At 45.6% G+C, this 17,695-nt stretch carries 18 protein-coding genes, 1 pseudogene and 1 riboswitch; of the genes and pseudogenes, 17 read left to right on the top strand and 2 right to left on the bottom strand.

The features are described from left to right. Positions 1–26 precede the first annotated feature (26 nt). On the bottom strand, positions 27–1,040 hold the full coding sequence (locus NA59_RS06760) for a porin (RefSeq protein ID WP_044409985.1): 1,014 nt from the start codon (positions 1,038–1,040) through the stop codon (positions 27–29). 470 nt (positions 1,041–1,510) lie between these two features. Between NA59_RS06760 and NA59_RS06755 the strand changes: the two genes are divergently transcribed. From NA59_RS06755 to NA59_RS06715, 9 genes are all read left to right on the top strand, one after another. Further along, positions 1,511–2,005, top strand: coding sequence for a DsrE family protein (locus tag NA59_RS06755; RefSeq protein WP_232504050.1), 495 nt, complete (start codon positions 1,511–1,513; stop codon positions 2,003–2,005). A 258-nt stretch (positions 2,006–2,263) separates the two neighbouring features. After that, on the top strand, positions 2,264–3,313 hold the full coding sequence (locus NA59_RS06750; protein WP_232504049.1) for an Rpn family recombination-promoting nuclease/putative transposase: 1,050 nt from the start codon (positions 2,264–2,266) through the stop codon (positions 3,311–3,313). A gap of 487 nt (positions 3,314–3,800) precedes the next feature. Further along, on the top strand, positions 3,801–4,712 hold the full coding sequence (locus NA59_RS06745; RefSeq protein ID WP_044409979.1) for an Rpn family recombination-promoting nuclease/putative transposase: 912 nt from the start codon (positions 3,801–3,803) through the stop codon (positions 4,710–4,712). An 82-nt stretch (positions 4,713–4,794) separates the two neighbouring features. Next, positions 4,795–4,904, top strand: a riboswitch (TPP riboswitch). A gap of 159 nt (positions 4,905–5,063) precedes the next feature. After that, positions 5,064–6,941 (top strand): phosphomethylpyrimidine synthase ThiC, encoded by a 1,878-nt coding sequence (thiC, locus tag NA59_RS06740; protein WP_044409976.1) that lies wholly within the window; start codon positions 5,064–5,066, stop codon positions 6,939–6,941. A gap of 3 nt (positions 6,942–6,944) precedes the next feature. After that, positions 6,945–7,988: an FAD-dependent oxidoreductase gene (locus NA59_RS06735; protein WP_044409973.1), complete on the top strand. Its 1,044-nt coding sequence runs from the start codon at positions 6,945–6,947 to the stop codon at positions 7,986–7,988. A 284-nt stretch (positions 7,989–8,272) separates the two neighbouring features. Further along, positions 8,273–8,467: a sulfur carrier protein ThiS gene (thiS, locus tag NA59_RS06730; RefSeq protein ID WP_044409970.1), complete on the top strand. Its 195-nt coding sequence runs from the start codon at positions 8,273–8,275 to the stop codon at positions 8,465–8,467. Positions 8,468–8,554: 87 nt separating this feature from the next. Further along, on the top strand, positions 8,555–8,815 hold the full coding sequence (locus NA59_RS06725; protein WP_044410110.1) for a type II toxin-antitoxin system Phd/YefM family antitoxin: 261 nt from the start codon (positions 8,555–8,557) through the stop codon (positions 8,813–8,815). Beyond that, positions 8,812–9,075 (top strand): type II toxin-antitoxin system YoeB family toxin, encoded by a 264-nt coding sequence (locus NA59_RS06720; protein ID WP_044409967.1) that lies wholly within the window; start codon positions 8,812–8,814, stop codon positions 9,073–9,075. The genes NA59_RS06725 and NA59_RS06720 overlap by 4 nt, the downstream gene beginning before the upstream one ends. 16 nt (positions 9,076–9,091) lie before the next feature. Further along, positions 9,092–9,889, top strand: coding sequence for a thiazole synthase (locus NA59_RS06715; RefSeq protein ID WP_044409964.1), 798 nt, complete (start codon positions 9,092–9,094; stop codon positions 9,887–9,889). Here NA59_RS06715 and NA59_RS15540 read toward each other — a convergent pair. Further along, complete coding sequence (locus NA59_RS15540) at positions 9,886–10,044, bottom strand: hypothetical protein (protein ID WP_232504048.1); 159 nt, start codon at positions 10,042–10,044, stop codon at positions 9,886–9,888. The two genes, NA59_RS06715 and NA59_RS15540, sit on opposite strands and share 4 nt — an antisense overlap. A 55-nt stretch (positions 10,045–10,099) precedes the next feature. On the opposite strand from NA59_RS15540, the gene pglX reads away from it, so the two are divergent. From pglX to NA59_RS06675, 8 genes and pseudogenes are all read left to right on the top strand, one after another. After that, a complete protein-coding gene (gene pglX, locus NA59_RS06710; protein ID WP_052501511.1) occupies positions 10,100–11,851 on the top strand; it encodes a BREX-1 system adenine-specific DNA-methyltransferase PglX in 1,752 nt (583 codons plus the stop codon). Positions 11,852–12,021: 170 nt separating this feature from the next. Next, positions 12,022–12,273: a hypothetical protein gene (locus tag NA59_RS06705; RefSeq protein ID WP_044409961.1), complete on the top strand. Its 252-nt coding sequence runs from the start codon at positions 12,022–12,024 to the stop codon at positions 12,271–12,273. After that, the gene (locus NA59_RS06700) at positions 12,260–12,616 is read left to right on the top strand and encodes a type II toxin-antitoxin system PemK/MazF family toxin (RefSeq protein ID WP_044409958.1); all 357 of its coding nucleotides are present in this window, start codon (positions 12,260–12,262) and stop codon (positions 12,614–12,616) included. The genes NA59_RS06705 and NA59_RS06700 overlap by 14 nt, the downstream gene beginning before the upstream one ends. A 499-nt stretch (positions 12,617–13,115) precedes the next feature. Continuing rightward, a complete protein-coding gene (locus NA59_RS06695; protein ID WP_044409955.1) occupies positions 13,116–13,394 on the top strand; it encodes a type II toxin-antitoxin system RelE/ParE family toxin in 279 nt (92 codons plus the stop codon). Then, complete coding sequence (locus tag NA59_RS06690; protein WP_044409952.1) at positions 13,394–13,693, top strand: HigA family addiction module antitoxin; 300 nt, start codon at positions 13,394–13,396, stop codon at positions 13,691–13,693. Before NA59_RS06695 ends, NA59_RS06690 begins: the two co-directional genes overlap by 1 nt. Positions 13,694–14,162: 469 nt before the next feature. Continuing rightward, on the top strand, positions 14,163–16,883 hold the full coding sequence (locus tag NA59_RS06685; protein WP_044409949.1) for a hypothetical protein: 2,721 nt from the start codon (positions 14,163–14,165) through the stop codon (positions 16,881–16,883). Next, positions 16,880–17,416 carry a hypothetical protein gene (locus tag NA59_RS06680; RefSeq protein WP_044409946.1) on the top strand — a complete coding sequence of 179 codons (537 nt, stop codon included), beginning with the start codon at positions 16,880–16,882 and terminating at the stop codon, positions 17,414–17,416. The genes NA59_RS06685 and NA59_RS06680 overlap by 4 nt, the downstream gene beginning before the upstream one ends. Positions 17,417–17,473: 57 nt before the next feature. Continuing rightward, positions 17,474–17,695, top strand: a pseudogene (locus NA59_RS06675) (IS5/IS1182 family transposase); the annotation flags it as partial.

The following is a 17,695-nucleotide window of genomic DNA, read 5'->3' as shown; positions in this document are numbered from 1 at the left end:
CAAAAGCGGTTTTGGCCGCGGATTGATTAGAAGCTGTGCTTAAGACCTACAGAGATTGCAGTTTCATCAGCAACTGGGTTATTACGGCTATCTGAGTCAATCATAGCAACTTCAGCAAATAATGCAGTACGTTTGCCCATTGCATAGTCCGCACCAAATGCCATGTTCATAGCTGAATCATTAGCACCGGCGTCATAAGAAATCATCGAAAGTTTAGCGCGAGGTGTTAAAGCACCCATTTTATAAGCTGCACCTAGTGTGATTGAGTTACCAGACGTTAGAGGGTTTCCACTGTCAATGTCATTGTACATGACATAACCTAGCATACCACCTTCGTTGTACTGTACCGTTACACGCATATTGTCACGACCTGCATCTAGCGAGGTCATTGCTGCTGCAGCATATAAGCCAGAGCGTTTAGAGCCATAAGCAATCGATACAGACATGTCGTCTGTTAAAGTATCACCAGAAGTATTTGTAAATGCTGCTGCAACTTGGATACCATTGAAGCTAGGAGAGATATAAGCAAGTACTTGGTTTACACGATCTTCACCAGAAACACCACCAGTAAAGCCGTTGAATACTGAAGTATTGTTACCTGCCCATGGACTGTCGTTGAAGCCGTCGTTAGGCTGAATCATGCGTAATGGGGTGTCGTGACGACCCATTACAACGGTACCGAATCCACCCGCGATACCAGCGAAGGTGTTACGGTCAAACGCGAAACCAGCTGAGCGGTTTGAGTAAGTGCCAATTTCGTTGCCAGTAGTATCTATAACTGTGCCAGCTGACGCTCCGCCAGTTTTATAATCAGTGCTTTGACCAACAGTACCTTCAATAGAATAAACAGCTTTTAAGCCATTACCTAGATCTTCACCACCTTTGATGCCTAGACGAGAGTTACGATGTCCTACAGACATATCACCATCAATCATGTCTACAGCAATGTTGAACTGACCATAAACAGTTGGCGCATCAGCCATTGCAACTGGCGCAGCAATCGCAGCAGCGATACCCATAGCTAAAATATTCTTTTTCATATAGTGTCTTCCTAATTAATTCGTTAGTTTTTGTTTTACCACTATTCGCTATCAGCGCGAACTTGTTGGCTACTCTAATGGAAGAGGGGCCGGTTGTGCAAGGGTTTGTTTAGCTTGTGCAACATTTTTTTCATGTGTTGTTTTTTTGCAACAGTGTTGCGCCGCTAAAAAGTGTATGGCGCGCGTTATTTACGCATGCAGCACACAACTACCGGGCTACCCCATCAATTTGACATCCTCCCCGCCGTGAACCTAACGTATGCACACTTCTTTTCTCGTTCCCACGTCGTGCATCACGGCCATTAAGTAAATGCGTTTGCCCTGGTCAACAAACGGGGATGGGTGAAATTTAAACAATGTTCAGGTTATACTAGCAGTCAAAGTCAAAGGTTCGCGTGATTGAGCGCGCAGAGTCTTTGGTGATGAAGTAGCTGACAGCACATAATATTAGATAACAAAAGGAGCGCCACATGCGTATGTTTCAAATCGTCTTCATCAGCCTAGCCAGCCTATTTGGCTTTAGCCAGCTAGCGCATGCCCAAACCCTAAAACCAGTAAAAGAAATCCAAGGCCCAAGCCAAGACCGCTTTCCCGGTGATCCGGCTACCCATAAAGTCGTCTACATGTTCAACCAAGCTGATAGCGACTACCAAACCAGTATTCTCAATTCGATTCAAGCGATGCTTCGACTTTACGACGATGATGTTGAAATCGCGGTTGTCGTGATTGGGCCTGGCATTCACGTACTCGCTAACAAACCGCAACGTGACGTCGACCCGCTAATTTATGACCGCGTTGAAAGCTTTGCAAACGACTACAACGTGCGCTGGATTGCCTGCGGCAGCACAATGAACACCATTGGCTGGCAACATCAAGACATGCGCCCGTTTGCAGAATACGTCGAGGTCGGCGCTTCAGCCCTAATGGAACTCCAAGCCAACGGCTTTGCGTTTATCGCTTGGTAAATACCCACAAAAGCCCCACCTAACAAACCGGGTAGGGCGATTTCTGGACGTAAAGCCGTTATAAGGGACAGTTAAAAGCGCACGCATTTTAACGTTGTTGTGCAATGACATAAAAAAACACCAGTCATTGCAAGGCCACAAGCCGCGGCAATCTCCAGCCAACCGCAAATCCCGTCATTCCGGCGAAGGCCGGAATCTCCAACCGACTGAGTCCTGGTTCAAAAGATTGCTTCGCTCCGCTCGCAATGACGTGGAAGTATGCTCGCAATGATGGAAAGTTTGTCATTGCGAGGAGCGCAGCGACGCGGCAATCTCTCACGGGCGCGCCATACCATCAAACACATCCACTCTGCTATACTAACAACCTGTAAAAACACTCAGCAGGGCCAGCGCATGAAAGAAAAATACCTCAACCTATTCACCGATTATGGCTTCAAACGCCTATTTGGCGAAGAAGACTCCAAGGACAACCTAATTGCGTTCCTCAATACCCTGTTACCGCAAAAACATCAAATTCAAGCGCTCAACTTCACCCATAACGAAAAACTCGGCATCACCCAGTTAGATCGCCGCGCGGTGTTTGATCTCAACTGTACCAGCCCATCTGGTGAACACTTCATCGTTGAAATCCAAAAGGCCAAACAAAAGTTCTTTAAAGACCGCAGTGTTTATTACGCCAGCTTCCCAATCCAACAACAAGCCGAGCGCGGCAACGACTGGGATTTTGAACTCGATGCGGTCTATACCATTGGCATACTAGACTTTGAATTCGACGAAGACAAATCCGCGGGCAACAAAGATGTCGTGCATACCGTACAATTGAAAAACCAACACAACCAAGTCTTTTATGACAAATGCATGTTCATTTACCTCACTATGCCCAACTTCACCAAAACCGAAGACGAACTTGAAACCGACCAAGACAAATGGCTATTCCTATTCAAAAACCTGCACAAACTACACGATATCCCCCGCCGACTACAACAACAAATCTTCCTACGCATCTTCGAAAAAGCCAGCATCGCCAAGTTCACCCCGACTGAGCGCCAGACCTATGAAGCCAGCCTAAAATACTACCGCGACATGAAAAACGTGATTGATACCCATGTTGAAGAAGCCGAAATCCGTGGCGAGGAGCGCGGGATTGAAAAAGGCATTGGCATTGGCATTGAAAAAGGTCGTGAAGAAGGGCGATTACTTGAAAAACTAACAATGGTGCGAGCATTAATCCAAAAAGGTTTTGATAATGATATGATCTTACAGCTTACTGAGTTGTCTATTGACCAGATTCAAGCTTTGCGCAAGTAAAGCGACGCGGCAATCTCTAGCCGACTGTGCAACCCACACCGTCATTGCGAGGCCAAAGGCCGCGGCAATCTCTTGAGAGCGTGCGCTGGTTCAAGAGATTGCCATTAAGTTAAGGATTGTGGGGCAACTGGACATGTTTCCCTCATTGCGCTGTCACCCTGCGCGAAGTCGCAGGGTCTATTACCGCCAGCGGCTGGATCCTGCGACTTTGCGCAGGATGACGGTGCTAGAAAAAACTGTCATTGCGAGGAGCAAAGCGACGCGGCAATCTCCAGCCAACCGCACATCCCGTCATTCCGGCGAAGGCCGGAATCTCCAGCCGACTGCGCACTGGTTCAAGAGATTGCTTCGCTCCGATCGCAATGACGGCTCATTCTGTCATTGCGAGGCCGAAGGCCGTGGCAATCTCTCACGGGCGCGCCATACCATCAAACCTATCCACTCTGCTATACTAGCAACCTGTAAAAACACCAAGCAGGGCCAGCGCATGAAAGAAAAATACCTCAACCTATTCACCGACTACGGCTTCAAACGCCTATTTGGCGAAGAAGACTCCAAGGACAACCTGATTGCGTTCCTCAATACCCTATTGCCGCAAAAACATCAAATCCAAGCACTCAACTTCACCCATAACGAAAAACTCGGCGCCACCCAGCTGGATCGCCGTGCGGTGTTTGATCTGAATTGCACCAGCCCATCTGGTGAACACTTCATCGTTGAAATCCAAAAGGCCAAACAAAAGTTCTTTAAAGACCGCAGTGTCTACTACGCCAGCTTCCCGATTCAACAACAAGCCGAGCGCGGCAACGACTGGGATTTTGAGTTGGATGCGGTCTATACCATCGGCATCCTAGACTTTGAATTCGACGAAGACAAATCCGCTGGCAATAAAGATGTGGTGCATACCGTACAGCTCAAAAACCAACACAACCAAGTCTTCTACGACAAATGCATGTTCATTTACCTCACCATGCCCAACTTCACCAAAACCGAAGACGAACTTGAAACCGATCAGGACAAATGGCTATTCCTGTTCAAAAACCTGCACAAACTGCACGACATCCCACGCCGACTACAACAACAAATTTTCCTACGCATCTTCGAAAAAGCCAGCATCGCCAAGTTCACGCCAACTGAGCGCCAAACCTATGAAGCCAGCCTAAAATACTACCGCGACATGAAAAACGTGATTGATACTCATGTTGAAGAAGCCGAAATCCGTGGCGAGGAGCGCGGGATTGCAATTGGTGAAGAGCGCGGAGAATTAAAAAAAGCCCTTGAAATCGCCAAGACAATGATAGAACAGGGTTTTGATGATTCAAATATAACGTTGCTAACTAAATTGTCGACAGACCAAATCCAAAACCTACGTGAAAAAATAGGTATCGGTGATGAGTAAGCCATTGCTTAAAGAAATGCAAGAAGAGATACCTGTGCTTTTTGAAGCGCTTGACAAACCTGTTCTCTATCTGTAGTCTTTAGCCCATCTCTCGGGGTGCTTTCGTGCAAGCGGATGCTGAGAAGGTCTTCGACCTAACCCGCTGAACTTGAACTGGTTAGAACCAGCGTAGGGAAGAGAATCATTTTAATCGGCGCGTTTATTTTTCGTTATTGCGCCGTTTCTGAATGCCTCCGGTGCCTGCGTTTGAATACCAGGCCTGGTTGAAAAACACCCCGCCTGTTATTAATCCAACGCCCCAAACCGACTTTTCACGCTGTTTTTCTACCCCAAAACTATTTGGAGAAAAACATGACTCAACACATTAAGCACACGGCTGAACACAGCGAAATCACCCGCGAACCGCTACCGGCTTCGACAAAAACCTATATTCCTGGCGAAATCCATCCTGACATCCGCGTGCCGATGCGCGAAATCGCATTGACCAATGGCGAAACCCTCACAGTTTATGATACATCTGGCCCTTACACTGACCCCAATGCCAAAATCGATTTAACCCAAGGGATTGAACCAATTCGCCAGGCCTGGATTGCGGCGCGTGGTGATGTTGAAGAATACGAAGGCCGTCAAACCCAAGCGGTAGACAATGGTTACAAGCGTGAAACCGATGTACCGGATGAATTGTTGGCGGCGGAAAAAGGTTTAAAACGCAAACCGCTACGCGCTAAAGCCGGCAAAAACGTGACGCAAATGCACTATGCGCGCCAGGGCATGATTACGCCGGAAATGGAATTTATCGCGATTCGTGAAAACCAACGCCGTACTGAAGTGATTGATGCCGAACGCGAAGCGCGTTTAAAAGGCGAAAGCTTTGGCGCGAACCTGCCAGAATTGATTACCCCTGAGTTTGTACGTGCGGAAGTCGCCGCTGGTCGTGCCGTGATTCCAAATAACATTAACCATCCTGAATCCGAACCGATGATTATCGGTCGTAATTTCTTGGTTAAAATCAACGCTAATATCGGTAACTCCGCACTGACCTCGTCGATTGCCGAAGAAGTAGAAAAAATGGTTTGGTCTACGCGCTGGGGCGGCGATACGGTGATGGATTTATCCACCGGTAAAAACATTCACGCCACCCGCGATTGGATTGTGCGCAACTCGCCGGTCCCGATTGGTACCGTGCCTTTGTATCAAGCCTTGGAAAAGGTGAATGGCATCGCCGAAGACCTGACTTGGGAAGTCTACCGCGACACCCTGATTGAACAAGCGGAACAAGGGGTGGATTATTTCACGATTCACGCTGGCGTGCTATTGCGTTATGTGCCGATGACTGCCAAACGAGTCACCGGCATTGTGTCGCGTGGCGGTTCGATTATGGCGAAATGGTGTTTAGCGCACCATAAAGAAAGTTTCCTCTATACCCATTTCGAAGATATCTGCGAAATTATGAAAGCCTATGACGTTAGCTTCTCACTCGGTGATGGTTTACGTCCGGGTTCGTTAGCGGATGCAAATGACGAAGCGCAATTAGCTGAACTCAAAACCCTAGGCGAGCTGACTAAAATCGCTTGGAAACATGATGTGCAAACCATTATCGAAGGCCCAGGTCACGTACCGATGCACAAGATTAAAGAAAACATGGATTTGCAGTTAGAGCTTTGTCACGAAGCGCCGTTTTATACTCTTGGTCCATTGACCACCGATATTGCGCCGGGTTATGACCATATTACCTCAGCGATTGGCGCCGCGATGATCGGCTGGTACGGCACCGCCATGTTATGTTATGTCACGCCGAAAGAACACTTGGGCTTGCCTAACCGTGAAGATGTAAAAGAAGGCTTAATGGCGTATAAAATCGCTGCTCATGCCGCCGACATTGCCAAGGGGCATCCGGGCGCACGTTATCGTGATGATGAAATGAGTAAAGCCCGCTTTGAATTCCGCTGGATGGATCAGTTTAATATTGGGCTTGATCCAGAGCGCGCAATGGCGTATCACGATGAAACCTTACCGCGTGATTCAGCCAAAGTGGCGCATTTCTGTTCGATGTGCGGGCCAAAATTCTGCTCAATGAAAATCAGCCAAGAAGTGCGCGATTACGCGGCACAACTGGGTGTGGATGAGCAAAAAGCGTTAGAAGCAGGCATGGCAGAGCAAGCGCAAACCTTTAAAGAGCTCGGCAGTGAAATTTCCGTGCCGGTTGATCAGCTTAAAAAGCGAGCCTAAACGATGCCAGATCTATCCTCGTTAAAAACCGTGGGGATTGCTGGAGCAGGCCTGGTGGGACGCGTGTTGGCGTTGAATTTAATTCAGCGCGGCATCCATGTCACGCTCTATGAAAAAGATAGCGCCAACACCCCACCCAATGCGGCCGGATACACGGCGGCAGGCATGCTTGCGCCCTTTGCCGAGTTGGAGTTAATGGATGCCGATTTGTTTCAACTGGGTGTGCGCTCAATTGAACTTTGGCCAAATTTGCTGAATTGGATGGCGGAGCAGGATTGCGCGGTGGACTTTCAGCATCGCGGCAGCTTGATTCTCGCGCACAATAATGACCGTGCCGACTTACACCATTTTATGCGTCAACTGACCCATAAACTGCCGGACGGCTACCAGGTTGAACAGCTCAATAATGCACGCATTAGCGAACTGGAACCCGAACTCGCCCATCACCACCAGGCCTGGTGGCTGCCGATTGAAGGCCAAGTGGATTCGACCCAGTTTTTTGCCCAAAGTGAACGTCTGCTGAAAAACCAATGGCTGGTAGACTGGCGTGAAAACCAAACCGTTGAAAAGGTCGAAAACCATCAAATTGACGGCCAAGCATTTGATTGGGTGTTTGACTGTCGCGGTTTAGGCGCAAAAACAGACATCAAAGATTTACGCGGCGTGCGCGGCGAGGTCTTTTGGCTGGATGCGCGAGAGGTGAAACTTTCGCGGCCGGTGCGCTTAATGCATCCGCGTTATCGCATCTATATTGTGCCACGCGCCGATGGGCGTTATGTGATTGGCGCGAGTGAAATCGAAAGCGAAGATCGCAGCCCGATGTCGGTGCGCTCTAGCTTGGAATTATTGTCAGCGGTCTACAGTGTGCACCCAGGTTTTGCCGAAGCGCGCATCGTCAATCAACTGACCAATTGCCGTCCGGCGCTGGGGGATAACCTGCCAAGGATTGAACAACTCGACGGTCTAACGCGCATTAACGGTTTATATCGCCACGGCTATTTGTTTTCTCCCGCTATTGTTGAAAAAGCATTAGCACAGCTTGCTTGAACGCGCTTTCGCCTTGTAAACGAATGCAAAGAGCTGGCTTATTTGTACGTCATCCCGGCGAAGGCCGGGATCTCTTGAGGTTGTGTGCCGTCGGTTTGAGATTCCAGCCTTCGCCGGAATGACGCGTTTTGCCCTCGTTTCCACTGTCCTCAGTGGGAACGCAGACCGACTTTTCGGCTGGAGCGAATTAACCCGACCTGCCTAGCAGGCGTTCCCACGCAGGAGCATGGGAACGAGGAAAAGTCGGGGTTAGGTAAAATAGTGTGATTAAAAACAGGTGAAATATGATTTTACTGATTAACGATAAACCCAATGAAACCAACGCAGCTAACCTAGCGGGCCTGGTAGCGGAATTAAACATTGAAGGCGCATTTGCCTTGGCGCTAAATGAAAACTTTATCCCCAAAAACCAGTATGCCGAGACACCCATAACCGAAAACGATCGCATTGAGATCGTCGCCCCGATGCAAGGCGGATAATCATTTGCCTGAGGTGAATAGGTTTACTTCACAGGCCAATAGTGGTACATTAACTGGTACGCTTTATAAATGCAAGAGGCTAACCCCATGATGACTTTAACCGCGACAGAAGCCAGAAAAACATTTTTTGAGCTAATTAAACAAACAAATCAGCAGCATGAAATGTTTCAAGTACAACACAAAGCCGGTAATGCCGTCATTATGTCGGCAGAAGATTATGAGAGTTTACAGGAGACACTTCACCTTTTATCACAGCCTGATTTTAAACAAACATTTAGTCAGTCTGTTGCTGAAGCCGATGCGGGTGATTTAGCCAGTTTTGACGAGGTGTTCGGAGAGCCACAGTGAGTTGCGAAAGCTATCAAATTGTGTTCACTAAATTGGCACAAAAGGATGTGGCAAAACTCTCTCCAAAGTTAAAAAACAAACTCAAGGACATTTTACGCAATAAAATCGCCATCGCACCCGAAACCGGCAAGCCGCTGATGGGGGACCTAAAAGGCTATTATTCCGTACGTCTAAGCTTTCAGGATCGCATTGTCTATCGCATAGAACAGGGGCGATGTATTGTGTTGGTTGTTCGCGCGAAAACCCATTATGGTGAATAAAAAACAGGAAATGAATATGACAACTCACAACCAGGCCTGGTCATTAGCGGATAGGTTACTACAAAGCCGTTTATTAATTGGCTCGGCGCTCTATCCGTCGCCGGACATTATGCGCCAAGCGATTCAAGCCAGTGGCAGTCAAGTAGTCACAGTATCTATTCGCCGCCAGAACCCCGGTGATAAGAGCGGACAAGCCTTCTGGAAAATCATTCAATCGCTGGGTTGTCATATTTTGCCAAATACCGCCGGTTGTCGAAATGCCAAAGAAGCCATTACCACCGCCCAAATGGCGCGCGAAATCTTCGGCACCAACTGGATCAAGCTCGAAGTTATTGGCGACGACTATACGTTACAACCTGACCCGTTTGATCTGGTCAAAGCCGCCCAAGCATTAATCGAAGACGGTTTTGAAGTCTTTCCTTATGCCAGTGATGACTTAGTCTTATGTCAGCGTTTAGTCGATGTCGGCTGTCGGATTGTGATGCCCTGGGCGTCACCGATTGGTTCCGGCAAAGGAATAATGAATCCCTACAATATGGAGTTGATTCGCAAACGCCTCGATAAAACCACCTTAATTGTCGATGCCGGCATCGGTAAACCTTCGCACGCGGCGCAAGCTTTAGAAATGGGATTTGATGGCGTGTTACTCAATTCAGCGGTGGCCCTCGCCGATGACCCAGTCAAAATGGCAATCGCTTTTAAATACGCCATCGACGCCGGACGCCTAGGCTTTGAAGCCGGCACCATGCCGCAACGCGAACTCGCCAGCGCCTCCACTCCCACCCTCGGCACCCCGTTTTGGCATCAGGGTTAATGTTGATCGGGGGTTGGGTGTTTGAGTTTTGCAAGAAGTCTATTAAAACCCTGTTTGATTTTGCCGACGGCTCTCAAAGCTACCGCAACTTCAAAGACACTGAGCACTTTGTCTACAGCTACTCCTTTATTTTCTATCAATTTGCGCTGTTCCAATCGGCGATCCAAAACCTCTCCGCCCACAACGCATTTGAAGGCAAACACAGCTCCGTTGGCGAGCGCCGCCCGTCGCGAACACTCGCAAGCGGTCAAAACACTCGAACAAGCGATACAACACACCGACAAACAACAGGTCACCGAACGCGTCGCCTACATCTGGTTCAACCGCTTCTGCGCCCTGCGTTTTATGGACGTCAATCGCTACAACACCATCAACATCGTATCGCCCGCCGACGAAGGACAGTTCCAACCCGAAATCCTCACCGAAGCCAAAATGGGGCATATCGACGAAGACATGGTGCCGACCAACATTCGCCAACAAATAGCAGGCCTGCTGGAAGGTCACACCGCCAGCCGTGACCCGCAAGGCGAGGCTTATCGCCTGCTAGTGGTCGCGGCTTGCAACTCCTGGAACAAGACTATGCCGTTCCTGTTCCAGCGCATCGACGACTACACCGAACTGCTGATGCCCGACGATCTGCTCTCCGGCAACTCGATGCTCGCCTACACCCGAGAAGCCATGACACCGGATGCCTGCCAATCGGTCGAGGTGATCGGCTGGCTGTATCAATATTACATATCGGAAAAGAAAGACCAAGTCATCGGCAAAGTGGTCAAGTCCGAAGACATTCCCGCCGCCACCCAACTCTTTACGCCCAACTGGATTGTCAAATACCTGGTGCAAAATTCGCTTGGTCGCCAATGGATGCTGACCCATCCGCACTCGCCACTCAAGCAGCAAATGGATTACTTTATCCCCGTGGCCGAACAACCCGCCGAAGCGCAACAAACCCTCGACGCGCTCATCCCCAAAACCCTCAATCCAGAAGACATTAAGGTACTCGATCCTGCCTGCGGTTCCGGGCATATTCTGGTTGAAGCCTATGATTTGCTGTACGACATTTACCTCGAATCCGGTTACGACCCAACCGATATTCCCGCACTGATTCTTACCAAAAACCTCTACGGCATCGAAATTGACGAACGTGCCGCTGAATTAGCCGCCTTTGCGCTCACCATGAAAGCCATGAAAGGCAACCCCTACGACGACAGCAACAACCGCCGCCGGTTTATGCGCAACCCAATCAAGCCCAATATCTGTAAACTCGACAACTTGCATTTCAGCGAACATGAAATCCAAGACTATTTTGAAATTGTCGGGCAAGATTTATTCACCGCACCGCTCAAACAAGCCCTCAACGACTTTGAACAAGCCGAAACCCTCGGCTCGCTGATTCAACCGCAACTGCAAAACCCGCTGGAGACCAAAGCGCAACTCGAGCACCAAGACCTGCAAAGTCAATTGTTTATAAAAGACACCCACGACAAACTCATGCAATTCTTGCATCAAGCGCATTACCTCACCCAACAATACGACTGCGTCATCGCCAACCCGCCGTATATGGGTAAGTTATCAAAAATCAAAGTGTTAGATGGATTTACCAAAAAAGAATACCCAAACTCGAAATCCGATTTGTTTGCCATATTTATTGAACGTGGTTTGAAATGGTTGCCGCCACATGGCTTAAACGCGATGGTTACGATGCAGAGCTGGATGTTTTTATCTTCCTACGAAAAAATGCGCAAATCGATTTTGAGCAATAACACGATTCTATCAATGGCACATTTAGGAACCAGAGCGTTTGATAGCATTGGAGGCGAAGTGGTTTCAACCACGGCATTTGTCATTCAAAAGGCGTATCTTGAAAAATACAAAGGAACCTATCTCAGATTGGTGGATGGTAAATCTGAATTGGCGAAAGCGGAAATGTTTAAACAAGCCATTAAACAAACCCAAACCTAACCAGGCCTGGTTAGGTTATCGCTCGGCCGTCATGAAAACGTTTATTGAGATTTAAATGAGCGGCGAAACGTCCGCGTAGGAATGATTCATGATTCATTATGTTTTTGGGTTTATAATTGTCAAAATGATTTGTCAAATTAAAAAAACATAAAACTCAAAGGAGGCTTGACATGATTGAAGCAACCCTAGCCGATTTGCGCTCCCCTAAGTACCTTCAGCAATGGGATCAGGTCGTGCACCTTGTGGATGCACGTAAAAAACATTCGGTTGGCTATTTTATTCCGGAAGCGTTGAGTGATGCGCTTAGCCCCGTTCTGGAAAAACTCGAACAAGAGCGAAAACACGCCTTGTTAAAAAAAATCGCTGCCGCGCAATTAGCCGACCCCATTGAAGAGGGAGCCACCGCAGATGGAATTAAATAGAGGCGATGTGGTACTGGTCAACTTTAATCCTGCCAAAGGCCAAGAAATCGGCAAATATCGTCCAGCGATTATTTTGAGTGAAGCGACCGATAACGAGATATTACCCACCTTAATGGTGATTCCTTTATCTACCCAACTCGTTGAGGATGCGCTGCCGTATCGTTTAAGGATTTCCGCAAGAGACAAGTTACAACAAGACTCCGATGCGTGTATTAACGAAATACGCGCCTTATCCAAGCAACGCGTCAAAGAAAAACTCACCACCACCAGCGCACAAGAATACCAGCAGATAACCAAAGCACTGTGCCAATTGGTTGAGCAAAAGAACGGTATCGGCGGGTAGCGTTTTAATTTAACGCTGAAGATTGTTTGGAGTGAGGCGTGAAGTGTGCAACCGTCATCCCGACGAAGGTCGGGATCGCTTGAGATCTTGCACGGTCGGTTGGAAATTCCGGCCTTCGCCGGAATAACGAGTTTGTTGTTAACTTAATGGCATTGACGTTCAACGTGGGAGCGAGACCTGATTTTAAGTTGTTGATTTATAATTTGCTTTAGATGCGTTTGCTCTGGGTTTTTGGGTTGGAATAGCGATTCGGTTTCCCTAAAGGTGTAAAATATTACTGGGGTCGTTTTTTCGAATCCCGCGTAAAACCCCGTCGTTCACGGCGGGGATATAAGCGGAACAGGCGAAGCCTGTTTAGTGTGGTCGTTGTTGCTGCTCAATATATTGCTTAATAATCGAGAGTGGCGCACCACCACAACTTCCTGCAAATAAATGCTGGAACTTATTAATTGTTAGTGGACTCATTGATGCGTAGTGCGCAACACGCTATAATTGAACGATGATTAAGTCATTCAAACATAAAGGCCTTAGGCAGTTTTTTGAGTCGGGTAGTGTAGCCGGCATTCAAGCGCCACATAGCAAGAAACTTAGAATGCAGTTGGCCGCTATCGATACCGCTCAAAAGATAGAGGATATTAATTTACCTGGATTTAGGCTTCATCCGTTAAAGGGTGATCGTGGCGGTATTTGGTCAATTTCTGTAAGTGGCAATTGGCGTATAACCTTTGAGTTTGTTGATGGCAATGCGTATATCTTAAATTACGAGGATTATCACTAATGACCATGTACAACCCTCCTCATCCTGGCGAATTTATTGAAAGTGTTTATCTAGAAACTACAGGTTTAAGTGGGCGGCAGCTTGCGGAGCACCTTGATGTTGCGCCTTCAACAATCCAGCGACTCTTGAAGAGAAAAAGTGGTGTTACACCGGAAATGGCGTTACGACTTTCAACAGTTTTAGGGCGTACCCCAGAAAGTTGGCTAGCCATGCAAGCGAATTATGATTTGTGGCATGCTAAGCAGAATCCTTTCTTTTCAAGCTTAAAACCCATTAGCATGGTTGCTGAGTTTGCATAACCATCTCGATTGATGCGGTTAAGTTAACTTTTTGAAAAATGAGACCGTTTGATTGCAGAAAAATCTGTAAGCTAGGAGCCTGTCGGACTAAAGCCAATCGGCTGCAAAAAAGCTGGATTTGGCCATGTTTTGCCCACTTCCTCGTCAAATAGCTAGCTATTCTCCTCGAAATTGAACAAAAACTGACTCAATCGAAGAAAGCGAAGCTAAACCAGACTTTTTTTCGCTTCAACCGGTGATTGAAAATCCATTTTGACATAACTGCTCTACCTGTCATCATCATTTCTAGACTTTCATAAACCTACATTAATCAATACATTGCTAAATCATCTGTTATGAAGCGGAATGTAGTTTAACTCTAATTAACATCTATTTATTCCTGGTTACAAGCTTACTTTTTATGACAAAAAGACCTGGTTTGTGGGAAAATTAAAACCATTGAAAAAAGCAAATTTAATGGTGGAAGCTTGTGAAAATAGGCTATGAAATTGCACTCAAAAAAACCAATGTAAGTGATACTAATTTTTGGCGGGAATTTACTGATATTCATTTGCATAAGAAAAAAGATCTCGAAGCGCTAAAGGTTTTTATTCAAGCTCCAGATAATGGTTATCTGCTTGTTACCATTTTAAGTAATTTTATTGAATTGGGTGATGGTCTTGAAAAGGGTGTGCCCAAGTATGATGATTTAAGCGCATTCATCTCAACTGCGAAGTGGATGCTTGTTGATATCAAATCTCGTTTTACACCTGAAAATGATTCCTACGCTCACCTATACTTCGATGCCTATATTGAAAAAGTCAGTCAATTAAATCACATTCAAATATCTGAGCAACAGGATTGGCTTACCCCATTTATACATGGCAGCCTGCTTCATGGCTATAAGAAGAAAAATGCCATTTATACGTGTCTCTTTTTCCCTTTTATTACAGATCCATCGGTGCTCACAGAAAATGCATCACTTACGATGACATTGAAAGTCCATGAGTTCATAAAAGCCCAAGCGTTTAAACTGCTAGCAAGTATAACTACAAAACTAAGCGAAAAGACATTATATGATTTTTCATCAAGCTTAATTAAGATCATTACATTAAATCAATATGATCACTTAAACATTACGGGTTATGAGTTAATGGACTCTCCAGCGAAAATTTATTTTGCCATTTTAAAGGGTACTCATGATGACGATGAGCATTTTTTAGAGGATAAAACAAAACGGTTACATCGAAAAAAGAAAAAGGGCCCAAAAAGCTTGGATGCTGACGAGAATGAAACAGCATCAAGGGAAGGAATAGAAAGAGCTAAGCAAGGCTTGCTGCAGTTTTTTGCCCGGTTTTTTAGGCTTAAGAAACCTAAAAAACAAAATGAAAAACCTGCAGAAAACTCAGAGCGTGGAGAGTATAACCGTAAGATGGGTTTAGTGATTCTGGATAAAACATTAAAAGAAAAATATACCTACTCGGAAACAGACGTTGCAACAAACATGAGTGGTAATCCAGCAAAAATAAGAAGCTTAAGAATTCCAAGAGCCACGGCGCATCGAAGTAGTTTTCCATCGGAATACTCAGAGTACGGTGACGATATTGATGCTGAAACAGAAACAATCGAGTTGAATTGGCTTCAACTTCCCCCTTGTGAAATTAATAATCCAATTGCAAAACTCATTCATACTAAAAGAATTGCCCCTCACATTGCATTAGCAAATCAAGGGTTACAGTATAGGCTGGCGAGCAACCATGTTAATGGTCTCATAAAACACATCCAGATTATCGTGAATGATATTGATTACAATGGACGCCAAAATTACAATGTTGGTGTGCGAAAAAATTTACTTTCACTGCTAATCAGTCTCTTATTTGGGCGACATTTCAAAGCAGTGATGCTTGAACATACAACTGAAAATCAGATCTTAGGTTTAAGCGATGACTGCTCAAAAGCCAGACTTGTATTTCCACATTATCATAATGAACATTATCTTGCTCATTCTGAACTATATCGAAAAGCGTCAGTTACCTATGTCGAATTGATACTGCCAGAGCAATTGAAATCATATCTCTCCGTTTTAATAACCTCCCTCCGGCAAGATGATCTTATAAAATCAAACAGAATATCTCTTCCTGATAAAAAGACCGTAAAGAATTATTTAGCTAGTCACTTTAACAATCAAATTGACCTGGCACGATTAATTGATGCAGTGACGCGCAGTTATAGCAATTATTCAAACAGTGACAGTTGGATGATGGCAATATTTAGTGGGAATGAAGTGGGTTTACAAAAAACGCAAAAACATTATGCCTCGAGTCCACTACGGAAAACTCAGGCAATTTTTGAAAAGCATTGTGCTTCGCTTTTCGGTATCAAAGTAAAACATTACGTAGGCTTTAATCGAGTCACCCATCGAATAGGTTCACCTTACTATTTAAATATCGGTGTATTCAATGAAATTGTAACCTCTCTCTATAAGTTAAGTGAGCCATTAAATGGATCGCTAAGATTTAATATCTCAAAGCTGGAAGAAGTTGTTGTACGATTTAATGCTTTGGCAATTTATATCGATCTATTCTGTGCGTTTTCGTGTGCAATTCGAAATGTGTATGACCCTTCCGTCGATATAGGCTTGGTTAGTGAGCAGGGGCTGTTCCGTGTTAATGATAAAAATATTCACGATGGATTTAACACGCGCATGACATATGTGCCGCCTAATCTTAAGCAGGCATTGAAACAATATAAGCGTATCCGCAGAATAATTCTTGTTGCTCTCGTTAAAGAGAAGTTAGTTGGGTCTTCTGAGCTTGCGTTGACCAAAAAAAATAATCTCATTTTTTTTGTTATCAATGCTGAGCAGGGTGTCCAAATAAACCGGTATGCACGCACAGCATCTAGAGATGAGCTCTACAGCCAATCTGAACTTTGTATGCAACTAGAGCGCGGTGTAAGTAAATTAAACCTGCTAAAACACTTAAAAACCAATGTTAATCGACACTACTTGAGAGGTCGATTGCTTGAGCTAAATGTTCCTGGTCATTACATTGATGCCTACTTGGGGCATTGGCACCTTGGAACACAGCCCTGGGGGCAGATGAGTTTGTTTGATCAAAAAGATTACATTGAAAAAATGAGCCAAACAATCCCCGTAATTTTGGACGAACTTGGTTTTAAAGCGTTTAGTCAGGATGTTTATCAGCAATGAGTCTTATTGAGTCACGCTTATCATTAAAACAAAGGAAGGTGGTACGAACCATCAGGCGTACTTCAACCATTATTCATCGATATAAAGAACAATGGCAACATAAACAACAAAAGGGTTATTACAGTCTAAGACGCATCAAGCACGATATTGAAAAAAACAAAGATCTTAATGATTTCTGGCAGGGTGAATTAAATGAGCAGCTGATGATAGATGCCGAGGCGTTAGAGAAGTTAAAAGCCTATCTGACAACGAGAATGCACCATAATTTAGGGTACTTTGAAGCGCAGAATGCCGACAAACTAACAAACGATTCGGTGATTATGTTTATTTACCATAAATGGTTACAGCTAGCTTTGTGTGAAGATCATAACTTGCACCCGTTTTGTGAATCCTCATTAATTGCGACCACTAAGTCCCAATTTCACAAACAAAAATTAGATATTAAAACGTTTGCAATTGAGGTGTTAGCCCAAAGTAAAGAGCCGATTAAGCCCGAATCTTACGAGGAGCCTGTCGGACTAATCAAACAATAATATGCTAAAAGACGATATGTGTTAAAATATGCCCATATTACTTATGAGATAAAAACAATGAGTCGCTTTCGCCCAATAGACCGCCTTAGCGGATATCTTCTACCGCCAACCTTAGATGAATGGCTGCCTGATGACCATCTTGCACGTTTTGTCGTCGAGGTCGTTGACCAGCTTGATTTAACCCAAATTGAAAACAGTTATGGTTTGCGCGGTAGTAGCGCCTACCACCCCAGTTTATTAATTAGCTTGTTGGTCTATGGCTATGCCACCGGTGTATTC

The sequence above is a fragment of the Thiomicrospira microaerophila genome (genome assembly GCF_000934765.1).
Lineage (GTDB): Bacteria > Pseudomonadota > Gammaproteobacteria > Thiomicrospirales > Thiomicrospiraceae > Thiomicrospira > Thiomicrospira microaerophila.
Note: the sequence above shows the minus strand (reverse complement) of the source record. Positions and strands in the feature narration are given on the sequence as shown.